The organism is Amycolatopsis sp. NPDC003731 (assembly GCF_053586895.1).
In genome coordinates this window covers 1-15704 of sequence record NZ_JBSFNC010000184.1, presented here as the reverse complement: position 1 = coordinate 15704, position 15704 = coordinate 1, and the positions used below count along the sequence as shown (strand labels likewise).

The 15704-nt window shown below is 73.8% G+C and carries 10 protein-coding genes and 1 pseudogene; all 11 read left to right on the top strand.

What is annotated here, in order from left to right; genetic code table 11:
* Positions 1 to 93 precede the first annotated feature (93 nt).
* A pseudogene (locus ACWDN5_RS41680) lies at positions 94 to 6294 on the top strand (KR domain-containing protein); the annotation flags it as partial.
* 17 nt (positions 6295 to 6311) lie between these two features.
* Positions 6312 to 7088, top strand: a complete 777-nt coding sequence (locus tag ACWDN5_RS41675) for an arylamine N-acetyltransferase (RefSeq protein ID WP_449680151.1) — start codon at positions 6312 to 6314, stop codon at positions 7086 to 7088.
* 19 nt (positions 7089 to 7107) lie between these two features.
* Positions 7108 to 7296, top strand: a complete 189-nt coding sequence (locus ACWDN5_RS41670; protein ID WP_310967772.1) for a hypothetical protein — start codon at positions 7108 to 7110, stop codon at positions 7294 to 7296.
* Positions 7293 to 8348: a 3-dehydroquinate synthase family protein gene (locus ACWDN5_RS41665; protein WP_449680150.1), complete on the top strand. Its 1056-nt coding sequence runs from the start codon at positions 7293 to 7295 to the stop codon at positions 8346 to 8348. The genes ACWDN5_RS41670 and ACWDN5_RS41665 overlap by 4 nt, the downstream gene beginning before the upstream one ends.
* A complete protein-coding gene (locus ACWDN5_RS41660; protein ID WP_449680149.1) occupies positions 8345 to 9682 on the top strand; it encodes a 3-deoxy-7-phosphoheptulonate synthase in 1338 nt (445 codons plus the stop codon). Before ACWDN5_RS41665 ends, ACWDN5_RS41660 begins: the two co-directional genes overlap by 4 nt.
* A 19-nt stretch (positions 9683 to 9701) precedes the next feature.
* Positions 9702 to 10493: a shikimate dehydrogenase family protein gene (locus ACWDN5_RS41655; RefSeq protein ID WP_449680148.1), complete on the top strand. Its 792-nt coding sequence runs from the start codon at positions 9702 to 9704 to the stop codon at positions 10491 to 10493.
* Between the two features lie 139 nt (positions 10494 to 10632).
* Positions 10633 to 11799 carry a 3-amino-5-hydroxybenzoate synthase gene (gene rifK / locus ACWDN5_RS41650; protein WP_449680147.1) on the top strand — a complete coding sequence of 389 codons (1167 nt, stop codon included), beginning with the start codon at positions 10633 to 10635 and terminating at the stop codon, positions 11797 to 11799.
* A complete protein-coding gene (locus ACWDN5_RS41645; protein WP_310967767.1) occupies positions 11796 to 12866 on the top strand; it encodes a Gfo/Idh/MocA family protein in 1071 nt (356 codons plus the stop codon). Before rifK ends, ACWDN5_RS41645 begins: the two co-directional genes overlap by 4 nt.
* 12 nt (positions 12867 to 12878) lie before the next feature.
* Complete coding sequence (locus tag ACWDN5_RS41640) at positions 12879 to 13577, top strand: HAD-IA family hydrolase (RefSeq protein WP_310967765.1); 699 nt, start codon at positions 12879 to 12881, stop codon at positions 13575 to 13577.
* A 5-nt stretch (positions 13578 to 13582) separates the two neighbouring features.
* Complete coding sequence (rifN, locus tag ACWDN5_RS41635; RefSeq protein ID WP_449680146.1) at positions 13583 to 14527, top strand: kanosamine kinase; 945 nt, start codon at positions 13583 to 13585, stop codon at positions 14525 to 14527.
* Positions 14520 to 15704, top strand: a 1185-nt coding sequence (locus ACWDN5_RS41630) for a cytochrome P450 (RefSeq protein WP_449680145.1), incomplete at its 3' end; no start/stop codon positions are given. The genes rifN and ACWDN5_RS41630, both read left to right, overlap by 8 nt.

Sequence of the window (15704 nt, the reverse complement as noted above, 5' to 3'; positions counted from 1 at the left end):
CTCGCCGACGGCACCCTGCCCTTCCTCGCCGGCCCGAGAGCGCTTTCCCGGGAAATCGTCCCGGCGCTGCCAGGCAAGCGGATCATCGCCGCCGTGATCTCGGGCGCCGGCTCGCTCGGCGTGCTCACCGCCCGGCACCTGGTCGCCCGGCACGGCGTCCGGCGGCTGGTGCTCGTCAGCCGCCGCGGCCCCGACGCCGACGGCATGACCGAGCTGACCGCGGAGCTCACCGCGCAGGGCGCCGAGGTCTCCGTGGTCGCCTGCGACTTGGCCGACCGGGACCAGGTGGCCGCGGTGCTGGCCGAGCACCGGCCGACCGCCGTCGTGCACACGGCCGGCGTCCTCGACGACGGCGTCTTCGAGTCGCTGACGCGGGAGCGGCTGGCGAAGGTCTTCGCGCCGAAGGTCGACGCGATCCGTCACCTCGACGAACTCACCCGCGACCTGGACCTCGACGCCTTCGTCGTGTTCTCGTCCGCCTCCGGCGTCTTCGGCTCCGCCGGCCAGGGCAACTACGCCGCGGCCAACGCCTACCTGGACGCCGTGGTCGCGAACCGCCGGGCCGCTGGTCTGCCCGGCACGTCGCTGGCCTGGGGCCTGTGGGAACAGACCGACGGGATGACCGCGCACCTCGGCGGCGCCGACCAGGCGCGGGCGAGCCGCGGCGGGGTCCTCGCCATCTCACCCGCCGAAGGCATGGAGCTGTTCGACGCAGCTCCGGACGGGCTCGTCGTCCCGGTCAAGCTCGACCTGCGCAAGACGCGGGCCGCCGGGACGGTGCCGCACCTGCTGCGCGGCCTGGTCCGCCCGGGACGGCACCAGGCGCGTCCGGCGTCCACTGTGGACAAGGGACTGGCCGGGCGGCTCGCCGGGCTCGCCCCCGCGGAGCAGGAGGCGCTGCTGCTCGACGTCGTCCGCACGCAGGTCGCGCTGGTGCTCGGGCACGCCGGGCCGGAGGCCGTCCGCGCGGACACGGCGTTCAAGGACACCGGGTTCGACTCGCTGACGTCGGTGGAACTGCGGAACCGGCTGCGCGAGGCGAGCGGGCTGAAGCTGCCCGCCACGCTGGTCTTCGACTACCCGACGCCGGCGGCGCTGGCCCGCTACCTGCGTGCCGAACTCGGCGACACGGCGTCGGACACGCCGGCCGTGGCGGTGACCGCCGCGGACGCCGGCGAGCCGATCGCGATCGTCGGCATGGCGTGCCGGCTGCCCGGCGGCGTCACCGACCCCGAAGGCCTGTGGCGCCTGGTGCGTGACGGTCTCGAAGGGTTGTCCCCCTTCCCCGAGGACCGCGGCTGGGACCTGGAGAACCTGTTCGACGACGACCCCGACCACTCGGGCACGACGTACACCAGCCGGGGCGGCTTCCTCGAAGGCGCGGGCCTGTTCGACGCGGGCTTCTTCGGCATCTCGCCGCGCGAGGCGCTGGCGATGGACCCGCAGCAGCGGTTGCTGCTGGAAGCCTCCTGGGAAGCCCTGGAAGGGGCCGGGATCGACCCGAGCTCGCTCAAGGGCGCCGACGTCGGGGTGTTCGCCGGCGTGTCCAACCAGGGCTACGGAATGGGCGCGGACGCCGCAGACCTGGAGGGCTACGCCAGCACTGCGGGCGCGTCGAGCGTCGTGTCGGGCCGCGTGTCCTACGTCTTCGGCTTCGAAGGACCGGCGGTCACGATCGACACGGCGTGCTCGTCGTCGCTGGTCGCGATGCACCTGGCCGGGCAGGCCCTGCGGCAGGGCGAGTGCTCGATGGCCCTGGCCGGCGGCGTCACGGTGATGGGCACGCCCGGCACGTTCGTGGAATTCGCCAAGCAGCGCGGCCTGGCCGGCGACGGCCGGTGCAAGGCCTACGCCGACGGCGCGGACGGCACGGGCTGGGCCGAGGGTGTCGGGATCGTCGTGCTGGAGCGGCTTTCGGTGGCGCGCGAACGCGGGCACCGCGTCCTGGCCGTGCTGAGCGGCAGCGCGGTCAACTCCGACGGCGCGTCCAACGGACTGACCGCCCCGAACGGGCCGTCGCAGCAGCGGGTCATCCGCCGCGCCCTCGCCGGGGCCGGCCTGCAACCGTCCGATGTGGACATCGTGGAGGGCCACGGCACCGGGACGGCGCTGGGCGACCCGATCGAGGCGCAGGCCCTGCTGGCCACCTACGGCAAGGACCGCGACCCGGAGCGGCCGCTGTGGCTGGGGTCGGTGAAGTCGAACTTCGGGCACACGCAGTCGGCCGCCGGGGTCGCCGGGGTGATCAAGGTGGTGCAGGCGCTGCGGCACGGCGTCATGCCGCCCACCCTGCACGTGGACCGGCCCACCAGCCAGGTCGACTGGTCCGCCGGGGCGGTCTCGCTGCTGACCGAGGCCCGGGAGTGGCCCCGGAACGGCCGTCCCCGCCGGGCCGGGGTGTCCTCGTTCGGGATCAGCGGCACCAACGCCCACCTGATCATCGAAGAAGCGCCCGCCGGACCCGAGCCGGTCGCCGGACCGCACGACGGCGGGGTGGTGCCGCTGGTCGTGACGGCCCGCAGCGCCGGTTCCCTCGCCGGGCAGGCCGCCCGGCTGGCCGATGTCCTGGACGACCAGGCCCTCGCCGACGTCGCCGGTGCCCTCCCGGGCCGTGCCCGGTTCGGCGAGCGTGCGGTCGTCGTGGCGGTGACGGCCGAGGAGGCCCGCACCGGACTGGCCGCCCTCGCCCGCGGCGAGGACGCGCCGGGCCTGGTCACCGGCCGGGTGCCCGCGTCCGGCCTGCCGGGCAAGCTCGTCTGGGTGTTCCCGGGCCAGGGGACGCAGTGGGCGGGCATGGGCCGGGAGCTCCTGGACGCGTCCCCGGTGTTCGCCGAGCGGATCGCCGAGTGCGCGGCCGCGCTGGAGCCGTGGGTCGACTGGTCGCTGCTCGACGTCCTGCGCGGCGAAGGCCCCGGGCTGCTCTACCGGGTGGACGTCCTCCAGCCCGCGAGTTTCGCGATGATGGTCGGCCTGGCCGCGGTGTGGTCGGCGGCCGGGGTCGTCCCGGACGCGGTGGTCGCCCACTCCCAGGGCGAAATCGCCGCCGCGTGCGTGTCCGGCGCGCTCTCGCTCGAAGACGCGGCGAAGGTGGTCGCCCTGCGCAGCCAGGCCATCGCCGCGAAGCTCTCCGGCCGCGGCGGCATGGCTTCGGTCGCGCTGAGCGAAGAAGACGCCGTCACGCGCTTGGCGCCGTGGGCGGACCGGGTCGAGGTGGCCGCGGTCAACAGCCCCACGTCGGTGGTGGTCGCCGGGGACGCCGAAGCGCTCGCCGAAGCCCTCGAAACGCTGACCGGCCAAGGCGTCCGCGTCCGGCAGATCGCGGTGGACTACGCCTCGCACACCCGGCACGTCGAGGACATCGAGGAAACCCTGGCCGAAGCCTTGGCCGGGCTCGACGCGCGGGCGCCGCTGGTGCCGTTCCTCTCCACCCTCACCGGCGAGTGGATCACCGGTGCCGGGGTCGTCGACGGCGGCTACTGGTACCGGAACCTGCGCGGCCAGGTGCGGTTCGGCCCGGCCGTGGAAGCTCTGATCGAGCAGGGCCACGGCGTGTTCGTCGAAGTGAGCGCGCACCCGGTGCTGGTGCAGCCGATCACCGAACTCACCGAAGACGCCACGGCCGTCGTCACCGGCACCCTCCGGCGCGACGACGGCGGCCTCCGGCGGCTGCTGTCGTCGATGGCCGAGCTGTTCGTCCGCGGGGTCGACGTCGACTGGCCATCCCTCGTGCCGCCCACCCGCGCGGACCTGCCGGCGTACGCCTTCGACCACGAGCACTACTGGCTGCGCGCCGCGGACACCGCTTCCGACGCCGTCTCGCTCGGCCTGGCCGGGGCCGACCACCCGCTGCTGGGCGCGGTCGTCGAGCTGCCGCAGTCCGACGGCCTGGTCTTCACCTCGCGGCTGTCGCTGCGGACGCACCCCTGGCTGGCCGACCACGCGGTCCGGGACGTCGTCATCGTCCCCGGTACCGGGCTGGTCGAGCTGGCCGTGCGGGCCGGCGACGAAGCCGGCTGCCCGGTGCTCGACGAGCTGGTCATCGAGGCGCCGCTGGTGGTGCCCCGCCGCGGCGGGGTCCGCGTGCAGGTCGCCCTCGGCGGCCCCGGCGCGGACGGCTCGCGCACGGTGGACCTCTACTCCCTGCGCGAAGACGCCGACAGCTGGGTCCGGCACGCCACCGGCGTCCTCCAGCCGGACGACCGGCCGCGGGGGACCGCCGCGTTCGACTTCGCGGCCTGGCCGCCGCCCGAGGCGAAGCCCATTGACATCAGCGGTGCCTACGACGTGCTCGCGGACGTCGGTTACGGCTACGGGCCGACGTTCCGGGCCGTGCGGGCGGTGTGGCGGCGCGGGGACGAAACCTTCGCCGAGATCGCCCTGCCCGAAGACGCGGAAGCCGGCCGGTTCGGCATCCACCCGGCCCTGCTCGACGCGGCCCTGCACTCGACGATGGTCAGCGCCGCCGCGGACACCGAGTCCTACGGCGACGAGGTGCGGCTGCCGTTCGCGTGGAACGGGCTGCGGCTGCACGCGGCCGGTGCCTCGGTGCTGCGGGTGCGCGTCGCCAAGCCCGAGCGGGACAGCCTGTCCCTGGAGGCCGTGGACGAGACCGGCGGCCTGGTCGTCACGCTGGATTCCCTGGTCGGCCGTCCGGTCTCGAACGACCAGCTCACGACGGCGGCGGGCCCGGCGGGCGCCGGTTCGCTGTTCCGGGTGGACTGGACGCCGTTGTCCTCTGTGGACACTTCGGCGCCGGTGCCGTCGTGGGTTCCGGTCGCCACCGCGGAAGAGGTGGCGACCCTGGCCGACGACGTCGAGACCGGCGTGGCCGAGGCCCCGGCGGTGGCCGTCATGGAAGCGGGCGAGGGCGAGGCGCTGGCGCTCACCGTCCGGGTGCTCGACGTCGTCCAGTGCTGGCTGGCCGGCGGCGGGCTGGAGGCGGCGAAGCTCGCGATCGTGACCCGGGGCGCGGTGCCCGCCGGCGACGGCGTGGTGACCGACCCGGCCGCGGCCGCGGTGTGGGGGCTGGTCCGGGCCGCCCAGGCGGAGAACCCGGACCGGATCGTCCTGCTCGACGTCGAGCCGGGCGCCGACGTGCCGCCGCTGCTGGCTTCGGTGCTGGCCGACGGCGAACCCCAGGTCGCGGTCCGCGGCACGACGGTGGCCATCCCGCGGCTCGCCCGGGTGGCCCGGCTGGACTCGCCCGCCGGGTTCACGACCCGCGGGCCGGTGCTGATCACCGGCGGCACCGGGTCGCTCGGCGGCCTGGCCGCCCGGCACCTGGTCGAGCGGCACGGCGTCCGGCAGCTCGTGCTGGCCAGCCGCCGCGGCCTGGACGCCGAGGGCGCGAAGGACCTGGTCACCGACCTCACCGCACTGGGCGCCGACGTCGCGGTCGCCGCCTGCGACGTCGCCGACCGGGACCAGGTGGCCGCGCTGCTGGCCGAGCACCGGCCGGCCGCCGTCGTCCACACGGCCGGCGTCCCGGACGCCGGGGTGATCGGGACGGTCACCCCGGATCGGCTGGCCGAAGTGTTCGCGCCCAAGGTCGACGCGGTCCGCCACCTCGACGAACTGAGCCGCGACCTGGACCTCGACGCGTTCGTCGTCTACTCCTCGGTGTCCGCGGTGTTCATGGGCGCCGGCAGCGGCAGCTACGCCGCGGCGAACGCCTACCTGGACGGGCTGATGGCCCACCGGCGCGCGGCGGGCCTGCCGGGCCAGTCGCTGGTGTGGGGCCTGTGGGACCAGACCACCGGCGGCATGGCGGCCGGCACCGACGAAGCCGGCCGGGCCCGGATGACCCGGCGCGGTGGCCTGGTCGCCATGAACCCCGCCGACGGCATGGACCTGTTCGACGCCGCCATCGGGTCCGGGGCGGCGCAGCTGGTGCCCGCCCAGCTCGACCTGCGCGGCCTGCGGGCCGAAGCGGCGTCCGGCACCGAGGTGCCGCACCTGCTGCGCGGCCTGGTCCGCCCGAGCCGGCAGCAGGCCCGCACAGCGTCCACAGTGGACGAAGACTGGGCCGGCCGGCTCGCCGGGCTCGAACCGGCCGAGCGGGCGAAGGTCCTCCTGGAGCTGGTGCGCGCCCAGGTGGCCGCGGTGCTGGGCTACCGCGCCGCCCACCAGGTCGACCCGGACCAGGGCCTGTTCGAGATCGGCTTCGACTCGCTCACCGCGATCGAACTCCGCAACCGGCTGCGCGCCCGCACCGAACGGAAGATCGCGCCCAGCGTCGTCTTCGACCACCCGACGCCGGCCCTGCTCGCCGCGCACCTGACCGAGCTGCTCTGAAAGAAGGTGGATGGACGTTGTTCGACGTGGAGACCTACCTCCAGCGGATCGGCTGCGCCGGCGAAACCGGCGTGGACCTCGAGACGCTCGCGAAGCTGCAGAAGCACCACCTGATGGCGATCCCGTACAACAGCCTCGCCTACCAGCTGCGGGACGCGGTCGACGTCGTCGACCTCGACGAGGACGACGTGTTCGTGACCAGCATCGCCGAAGGCAAGGGCGGTGCCTGCTACCACCTGAACCGGCTGTTCCACCGGCTCCTCACCGAACTGGGCTACGACGTCACGCCGCTCGCGGGCAGCACCGCCGAGGGCCGGGAGACCTTCGCGACCGACGTCGAGCACATGTTCAACCTGGTCACCCTGGACGGCGGCGACTGGCTCGTGGACGTCGGCTACCCCGGCCCCACCTACGTCGAGCCGCTGGCGGTCTCGCCCGCGGTGCAGACCCAGTACGGGAGCCAGTTCCGGCTGGCGGAGCGGGAAACCGGGTACGCGCTGCAACGCCGGGGCGCGGTCACCCGCTGGAGCGTCGTCTACACCTTCACCACGCAACCGCGGCAGTGGAGCGACTGGAAGGAGCTGGAGGACAACTTCCGGGCCCTGGTCGGGGACACCACCCGCACCGACACGCAGGAAACCCTGTGCGGCCGGGCGACCGCGACCGGCCAGGTCTTCCTGCGGCAGCGCCGCTACCTGACGGTCGAGAACGGCCGCGAGCAGGTCCGCACGATCACCGACGACGAAGAACACCGGACGCTGGTGGCCGGGGTGCTGTCCGGCGACCTCGGCTGAACTGGGGAAAGGCACGACGATGACGGAAAAAGAGGGCCTGCTGGCGAAGTTCGCCGGCTTGTGCCGGACCGCGTACCGGCAGCACTACGTCCCCTACCTGAACTTCTTCTACGGCGGCGAATACCTCCACCACGGCAGCGAGCCGGTCTCCCGGATCGCCGACCTGCCCTACCTGACGCTGCCGGAGCCGCGGGAGCCCTCGCCGTGACGACGACGATCCCGGTACGCCTGGAAGAACGTTCCTACGACGTGCTCGTCGGCCCCGGGGTGCGGCACTCGCTGCCCGGGGTTATCCGGCGGCTCGGCGCCCAGCGGGCCGTGGTCGTCTCGGCCCGCCCGGCGGAGTGGGTGCCGGACACCGGCGTCGAGACGCTGTTGCTGCCGGCGCGGGACGGCGAGCCGGACAAACGGCTGTCCACAGTGGAAGAGCTGTGCGGTGAGTTCGCGCGGTTCGGGCTGACCCGGTCCGACGTCGTCGTCTCCTGCGGCGGCGGTACGACCACCGACGTGGTCGGGCTCGCGGCCGCGCTGTACCACCGGGGGGTCGCCGTGGTCCACCTGCCGACGTCCCTGCTCGCGCAGGTGGACGCCAGTGTCGGCGGGAAGACGGCGGTGAACCTGCCGGCGGGCAAGAACCTCGTCGGCGCGTACTGGCAGCCGAGCGCGGTGCTGTGCGACACCGACTACCTGACCACCCTGCCGCGGCGGGAGCTGCTGAACGGCCTCGGCGAGATCGCCCGCTGCCACTTCATCGGCGCACCCGACCTGCGGGGGCTGCCGCTGCCGGAGCAGATCGCCGCCAGCGTCACCCTCAAGGCGGGCATCGTCGCGCAGGACGAGCGCGACACCGGGCTGCGGCACCTGCTGAACTACGGCCACACACTGGGCCACGCGCTGGAGATCGCCACGGACTTCGCGTTGCGCCACGGCGAGGCGGTGGCCATCGGCACGGTCTTCGCGGGCCGGCTGGCGGGCGCGCTGAGCCGGATCGACCAGTCCGGTGTGGACGAACACCTCGACGTCGTCCGCCACTACGGCCTGCCGGCCGCGCTGCCCGAGGACGTCGACCCGGCGGTGCTCGTGCGTCAGATGCACCGGGACAAGAAGGCGATCACCGGGCTCGCCTTCGTGCTGACCGGGCCGCGGGGCGCGGAGCTGGTGAGCGACGTGCCACCGGAGGTGGTCACGGACGTCCTGGCCGGGATGCCCCGCGACCGCCTGGAGAACCTGGTGGGGGCGACGGAAGCGGCGGCGACGTGAAGCGGCTGCTCACCGGCCCGGCGGCCGACCGGGTGCTGGCCGGCCGCCTGAGCGCGGCGCTGGCCAAGCCGGCCGCGCAGCAGCCGTGCTGGCCGGACGCCGCCCGGGCGGAAGCGGTGGTCGAACTGCTGCACAACGCCGAGCCGATCGTGGCGCCGGAGGAGACCGCGCGGCTGCGCGCCCGCCTCGCGTCGGTCGCCCGCGGCGAGGCGTTCCTGCTGCAGGGCGGGGACTGCGCGGAGACGTTCGCCGGCAACACCGAACCGCACCTGCGGGCCAACCTGGGCCTGCTGGAGCGGATGAGCGAAGTGCTGGCCGAAGCGGCCGGCCTGCCGGTGGTCAAGATCGCCCGGATGGCCGGGCAGTTCGCCAAGCCGCGGTCCAAGACCGTCGACTCGCTGGGACTGCCGGTCTACCGCGGCGACATCGTGAACTCCCCGGAGTGCACGGCCGCGGCCCGGACCCCCGACCCGCACCGGATGCTGATGGCCTACGCCCACGCGGCCAGCGCGATGGACCTCGTCCGCAAGCTCTGCGCCGAGGGCATCGAGGAGCCGCTGCCGGCGCTCGCCGGTGCGTCCCACCGCAGTGAACCCCGGTTCGCCGGCCGCGAGGTCGCGAATGACTCATTGGGGACCTCGCACGTCCCGAATGAGTCATTCGGGACACCGAGCGAGATGTACGTCAGCCACGAAATGCTGCTGCTCGACTACGAGCGGGCCGTCCTGTCGGCGGACACCGGCGGGCCGGAACCGCGGCTGTCCAGCGGGCTGGCGCACTTCCTGTGGATCGGCGAGCGCACCCGGCAGCTCGACGGCGCCCACATCGCGTTCGCGGAGCTGCTGGCCAACCCGATCGGCCTGAAGCTGGGGCCGTCCACCACACCGGAACAGGCCGTCGAATACGTGCGGCGGCTCGACCCGGACCGCACGCCGGGCCGGCTGACGCTGGTCAGCCGGATGGGGCACGCCCACGTCCGCGAGCTGCTCCCGCCGATCGTGGAGAAGGTCGCCGCCTCCGGGCACGAGGTGATCTGGCAGTGCGACCCGATGCACGGCAACACCCGCACCTCGGGCAACGGCTACAAGACCCGGCACTTCGGCCACGTCGCCGACGAGCTCGCCGGCTTCTTCGCCGTCCACCGGGCGCTCGGCACCCACCCGGGCGGCATCCACGTCGAGGTGACCGGCGACGACGTGACCGAGTGCCTCGGCGGGGCCGCGGGCATCGCGGAGGCCGACCTGCCGGACCGCTACCTGACCGCCTGCGACCCGCGGCTCAACGCCGACCAGTCGGTCGAACTCGCCCACGCGATCGGGAAGATGCTGCGCTAGCCGCAGCGGGAAGGCCGAGATGACCATCAGCGGCACCACCCGCCTGTACGTCGTGCTGGGCGATCCGGTCGCGCAGGTCCAGTCGCCCGGGCTGCTGAACCCGCTCTTCGCGGACCTCGGCGTCGACGCCGTGCTCGTCCCGGTGCACGCGCCGGCGCCGGACTTGGAGCGGATCGTCGCCGGGCTGAAGGCGGTGGGCAACCTCGACGGCATCTTCGTCACCGTGCCGCACAAGGTGGCCCTGGCCGGGCTCGCCGACCGGTGCAGCCCGATGGTGGAGATCACCGGCAGCGCCAACGCGCTGCGCCGGGAAGCCGACGGCCGGTGGTACGCCGAGAACTTCGACGGCACCGGCTTCGTGGCCGGGCTCGTCGAAGCCGGCCACGACCCGAAGGCCCGGCCGGTCGCCCTCGTCGGCGCGGGTGGTGCGGGCAGCGCCATCGCGGCCGCGGTGCTGGCCGCGGGCGCCGACCGGCTCGCGGTGTGCGACCCGGACACCGCGAAACTGACGGCGTTGCAAGCCCGGCTGGACGCGCACTGGCCGGGCCGGACGTCGGTGTCGGCCGAGCCGGACACCGCGGGCGCCGAGCTCGTCGTCAACGCGACGCCGCTGGGCCTGCGTCCCGACGACCCGCTGCCGTTCCGGCCGGAGGAGCTGGCGCCGGGCTGCGTGGTCGCCGACATCATCATGAAACCGCGCGAAACCCGCCTTCTGCGCGAAGCGGCCGCCCTCGGCCACGACGTCCACTATGGAATCCACATGCTCGGCGGGCAATTGGACTCCTACCGCGCTTTCTTCGGCCTGGGCTGAAGATCGGCACTACCAAGCCGGGGGATGTGAGGGTGTCAGCGCCGACCTAGCCTGGTCTTGACGCTGATATTTCGCAGCATTCCGGACACGGCACGGGCTATTTTCTGCCATTCGAACCCCAGCGGAGATTCGGAGAACCATGAACGCGCGAAAGGCACCGGAATTCCCCGCGTGGCCGCAGTACGACGACGCCGAGCGGGACGGCCTGGTCCGCGCGCTCGAACAGGGTCAGTGGTGGCGCATGGGCGGGGACGAGGTGAACTCCTTCGAGCGCGAGTTCGCCGCCCACCACGGCGCCGCGCACGCGCTGGCGGTCACGAACGGCACGCACGCGCTGGAACTCGCCCTGCAGGTCATGGGCGTCGGCCCGGGCACCGAGGTCATCGTGCCCGCCTTCACCTTCATCTCCTCCTCGCAGGCGGCCCAGCGGCTCGGCGCGGTCACCGTCCCGGTCGACGTCGACGCGGCCACCTACAACCTCGACCCGGAGGCGGCCGTGGCCGCCGTCACCCCGCGCACCAAGGTGATCATGCCGGTGCACATGGCCGGGCTGATCGCCGACATGGACGCGCTGGCGAAGATCTCCGCCGACACCGGCGTCGCGCTGCTGCAGGACGCCGCGCACGCGCACGGCGCCCGCTGGCAGGGCAAGCGCGTCGGCGAGCTGGACAGCATCGCCACCTTCAGCTTCCAGAACGGCAAGCTGATGACCGCCGGCGAAGGCGGCGCGGTCGTCTTCCCCGAGGGCGAGACCGAGAAGTACGAGACGGCGTTCCTCCGGCACAGCTGCGGCCGTCCCCGCGAAGACCGCCGGTACCTGCACAAGATCGCCGGCTCCAACATGCGGCTCAACGAGTTCTCCGCGTCCGTGCTGCGCGCGCAGCTGGCCCGCCTCGACGAGCAGATCGCCGTCCGCGACGAGCGCTGGACGCTGCTGTCCCGGCTGCTCGGCGAGATCGACGGCGTCGTGCCCCAGGGCGGCGACGTGCGCGCCGACCGCAACTCCCACTACATGGCCATGTTCCGCGTCCCCGGGTTCACCGAGGAGCGGCGCAACGCGCTGGTCGACCGGCTCGTCGAAGCCGGCCTGCCCGCCTTCGCCGCGTTCCGCGCGATCTACCGCACCGACGCCTTCTGGGAGCTCGGCGCCCCCGGCGAGAGCGTCGACGCGATCGCGGAACGCTGCCCGAACACCGACGCGATCAGCCGGGACTGCGTCTGGCTGCACCACCGGGTGCTGTTGGCCGACGAGCCGGTGCTGCAGGCGACCGCGGAGATCATCGCCGCCGAAGTGGCGCGGGCATGAGCGTCCGGGCCGCGGTGGTCGGGCTCGGCTGGGCCGGGCGGGAGCTGTGGCTGCCCCTGCTGCGCGAGCACGCCGACTTCGAGGTGGTGGCCGCGGTCGACGCCGACCCGGCGTCCCGGCAGGCGTTCACGAAGGCGACCGGCATCCCGACGCACCCCGCGGTGTCCGCGCTGACCGCGCGCGACGTCGACCTCGCCGTCGTCGCCGTGCCCAACTACCTGCACACCGAGGTGGCGGGCGCGCTGCTCGCCACCGGGATCTCCGTCTTCCTCGAGAAGCCGGTCTGCCTGACCTCGGCCGAGATCGACGTCCTCGCGGCGGCCGAACGCAGCGGCGGCATGCTGCTGGCCGGCAGCGCCGCCCGTTACCGCGGTGACGTCGGCGCGCTGCGGGACGTCCTCCCGGACCTGGGCGACATCCGGCACGTCGCGATGGGCTGGATCCGGGCCCGCGGTGTGCCGCGCGCGGGCGGCTGGTTCACCCAGCGCGAGAAGGCCGGCGGGGGAGCGCTGTACGACCTCGGCTGGCACCTGCTCGACACGCTCGCGTTCCTGCTCGGGCCGGCCGCCTTCACCCAGGTCATCGGCGTGACGTCGGACGACTTCGTCAACGCGGGCGCCTGGCGCGCGGCCTGGCGGCAGGACCAGCTGGGCGCCGACGCCGCCGACGTCGAGGACACCGCGCGCGGCTTCCTGGTCCGGGACGACGGCGTCTCGGTCTCGCTGCGCGCGAGCTGGGCCTCGCACCAGGCGCGGGACGTCTCGGTGATCCACGTCGAGGGCAGCGCCGGCACCGCGGACCTGCGGTGCACCTTCGGCTTCAGCCCCAACCGCGAGCCCGAGCCGGTGCTGACGGTGACTCGCGAGGGCACCACCACGCAGCTGCCGGTGCCGATCGAGCGGATCGGCGTCGAGTACACGCGCCAGGTGAGCGACCTCGCCGCGATGCTGGCCGACCCGGGCAGCCGCGGCCGGGCCGTCGCCGAAGCGCGGCCGATCGTCTCGATGATCGAGGACTTCTACGCCTCCGCCGGTTCGGTGCGGGGCGCGGTCCCGGCGTACCAGTAGAGAGGGCGCTCCATGACTTTCCCGATCGTCGATCGGCCGGACACCGGGGCCGATCCCTCGGTACCGGTCCGGCACGCGGTCATCTTCGACCTCGACGGCGTCGTCGTCGACAGCTTCGCGGTGATGAGCGAGGCCTTCGCCATCGCCTACGCCGAAGTCGTCGGCGACGGCCCCGCGCCCTTCGAGGAGTACCGGCGCCACCTCGGCCGCTACTTCCCGGACATCATGCGGATCATGGACCTGCCGCTGGAGATGGAGGAACCCTTCGTCCGCGAGAGCTACCGCCTCGCCGGCGAGGTCCAGGTCTTCGACGGCGTCACCGAGCTGCTGGTGACGCTGCGGGCGCGCGGGCTGCGGCTGGCCATCGCCACCGGCAAGAGCGGGCCGCGGGCCCGGTCCCTGCTGGACAACCTCGGCCTGCTGCCGTTCTTCGAGCACGTCATCGGCTCCGACGAGGTCGCCCGGCCCAAGCCGGCCCCCGACATCGTGCGGCACGCCCTCACCCTGATGGACATCGAGCCGGAGCGGGCCATCATGATCGGCGACGCGCCCACCGACCTGGCCAGCGCGCGCGGGGCCGGTGTCGCTTCGGCCGCCGCGCTGTGGGCGCCCCCGGACGACATCGGCGAGCTGCTCGCCGCCGGTCCGGACGTGGTGCTGCGGCAGCCGGCCGACCTGCTCGCGCTCTGCCCGTCGGTGCCCGGCCGCTGACCGACGTGCGCACCCCGTACCACCTCGGCATCGACGTCGGCGGCACCAAGGTCGCCTTCCGCGTCGAAACCGGCACCGCGTGCGTCGAGGAGACGTCGTTCGGCTGGGGTCCCCGGCACCGCGCCGAGGCCGACCTCGCGCAGCTGGCCGCGCACGTGGCCGGGCTGCGCGACCGCCTCGGCGGGCCGCTGGAGGCGGTCGGGGTCGCGATGCCCGGCACGGTCGGCCCGGACGGCCGGGTCGTCACCTGGCCGAGCCGTCCGGAATGGACGGACATTGACCTGAAAGCGGTGCTGCACAAGCTGTTTCCCGAGGCGGCCGTCGCCTGGGCGGACGACGGCGACCTCGGCGCGCTCGCCGAAGCGCAGGCTTCGGGCTGCGAAAACCTGCTGTACGTGGGAATCGGCACCGGCATCGGCGGCGGCCTGGTCCTCGGCGGCGTGCCGTGCCCGGGCCTCGGCCGCGGCTCGTTCGAGATCGGGCACGTGCTCGTCGAACCGGACGGCACGCGGTGTGTCTGCGGCCGCCGCGGCTGCCTCCAGGCGCTCGCCTCCGGCCCGGCGACCCTCCGCCGCGCCGAAGCGCTGCGCGGGGCGGACGTCACGTTCGACGACCTGCGCGAGGCGGTGCGCGGCGAACAGCCGTGGGCGATCGAGGCGATCGACACGACGGCCCGGGCGCTGGCCGCCGCGGTGACGAGCGTCCAGGAGCTCGTCCACCCGGAGCGCGCCCTGCTCGGCGGCGGGTTCGCGGCCGGATTCCCTTCGCTGACCGGCCGGGTGGCCGCGCACCTCGGCACGCTGGCCCGCCCCGGACTGTCCCCGCTGCCGCTGGCACCGGCCGCGCTGGGCGGCCTGTCCTCCCTGCGCGGCGCGGTGGCCCTCGCCCGCCTGATCGCCGGCGGGTCCGGCGAGAGGGAGAACGTCACACAATGGAGTACACATGACTGAAACGACCCTCGACGCCCGCTGCCCGGTGGCCTTCCCGCTGGAACGCCCGGCACCGCCGGAACCGGCCGCCGAGTACCGCCGGCTGCGCGCCGAGGACCCGATCATCAAGGTCTCGCTGCCGACCGAGCAGGAGGCCTGGCTGGTCACCCGGCACGCCGACGTCCGGGCGCTGCTGGTCGACGAACGGATGAGCGCCGACCGCAGCCACCCGAACTTCCCGCTGCGCCGGCCGGTGCAGCAGGTGCTGCGCAAGGGGTTCAGCGCCCAGGCCAAGTCGCTGCTCGCGCTGGACCTGCCGGAGCACACCGCGCCCCGGCAGATGCTGGCCAACGAGTTCACCCTCCGCCGGATCAACACGCTGCGCCCGATCATCCAGCAGATCGTGGACGAGCGGATCGACGCGATGCTCGCCGCGGGGCCGCCGGCCGACCTGGTCAGCGACCTGGCGACGCAGGTGCCGTCGCGGATGATCTGCGAGCTGCTCGGCGTCCCGCTGGACAGCCGGGAGTTCTTCCAGGACCGCACCCTGGTCCTGCAGCTGCCGGGCAGCACCCCGCAACAGCAGCTGGCGGCGGCCGACGACCTCAACAAGTTCCTGGACGAACTGGTCACGGAGAAGGAGCTGGCGCCGAGCGACGACGTGCTCGGCCGGCTGATCGTCCGCAACCGCGGCACCGGGGTGTACACGCACGACCTGCTGGTCGGCATGGCGCAGAACCTGCTCATCGGCGGCCACGAGACGACGATCAACGCGATCGCCCTCGGCACCATCGGCCTGCTGCAGCGCCCGGAGGTCATCGCCGAACTGCAGGCCGACCCGGGCCTGATCGTCTCGACGGTCGAGGAGATCCTGCGCTACTACCCGATCTTCGACGTGATGGTCCGGGTGGCCAAGGAGGACATCGAGATCGGCGGCGTCACGATCAAGGCGGGCGATGGCGTGGTGCTGGCCCTCGGTTCCAGCAACCGCGACGAGGAGCGCTTCGCCGACGCGGACACGTTCGACGCCCACCGCGGCGACCGCCACCACATCACCTTCGGCCACGGGATCCACCAGTGCCTCGGCCAGAACCTGGCCCGGGCCCCGAACGCATTCCCACCCACGCCGAGCCACTCCCCGCTCGCCCCGCCGATCCCGCCACAGCCCGACACCCAACGCCCGCCGCCCAGCCCCGGC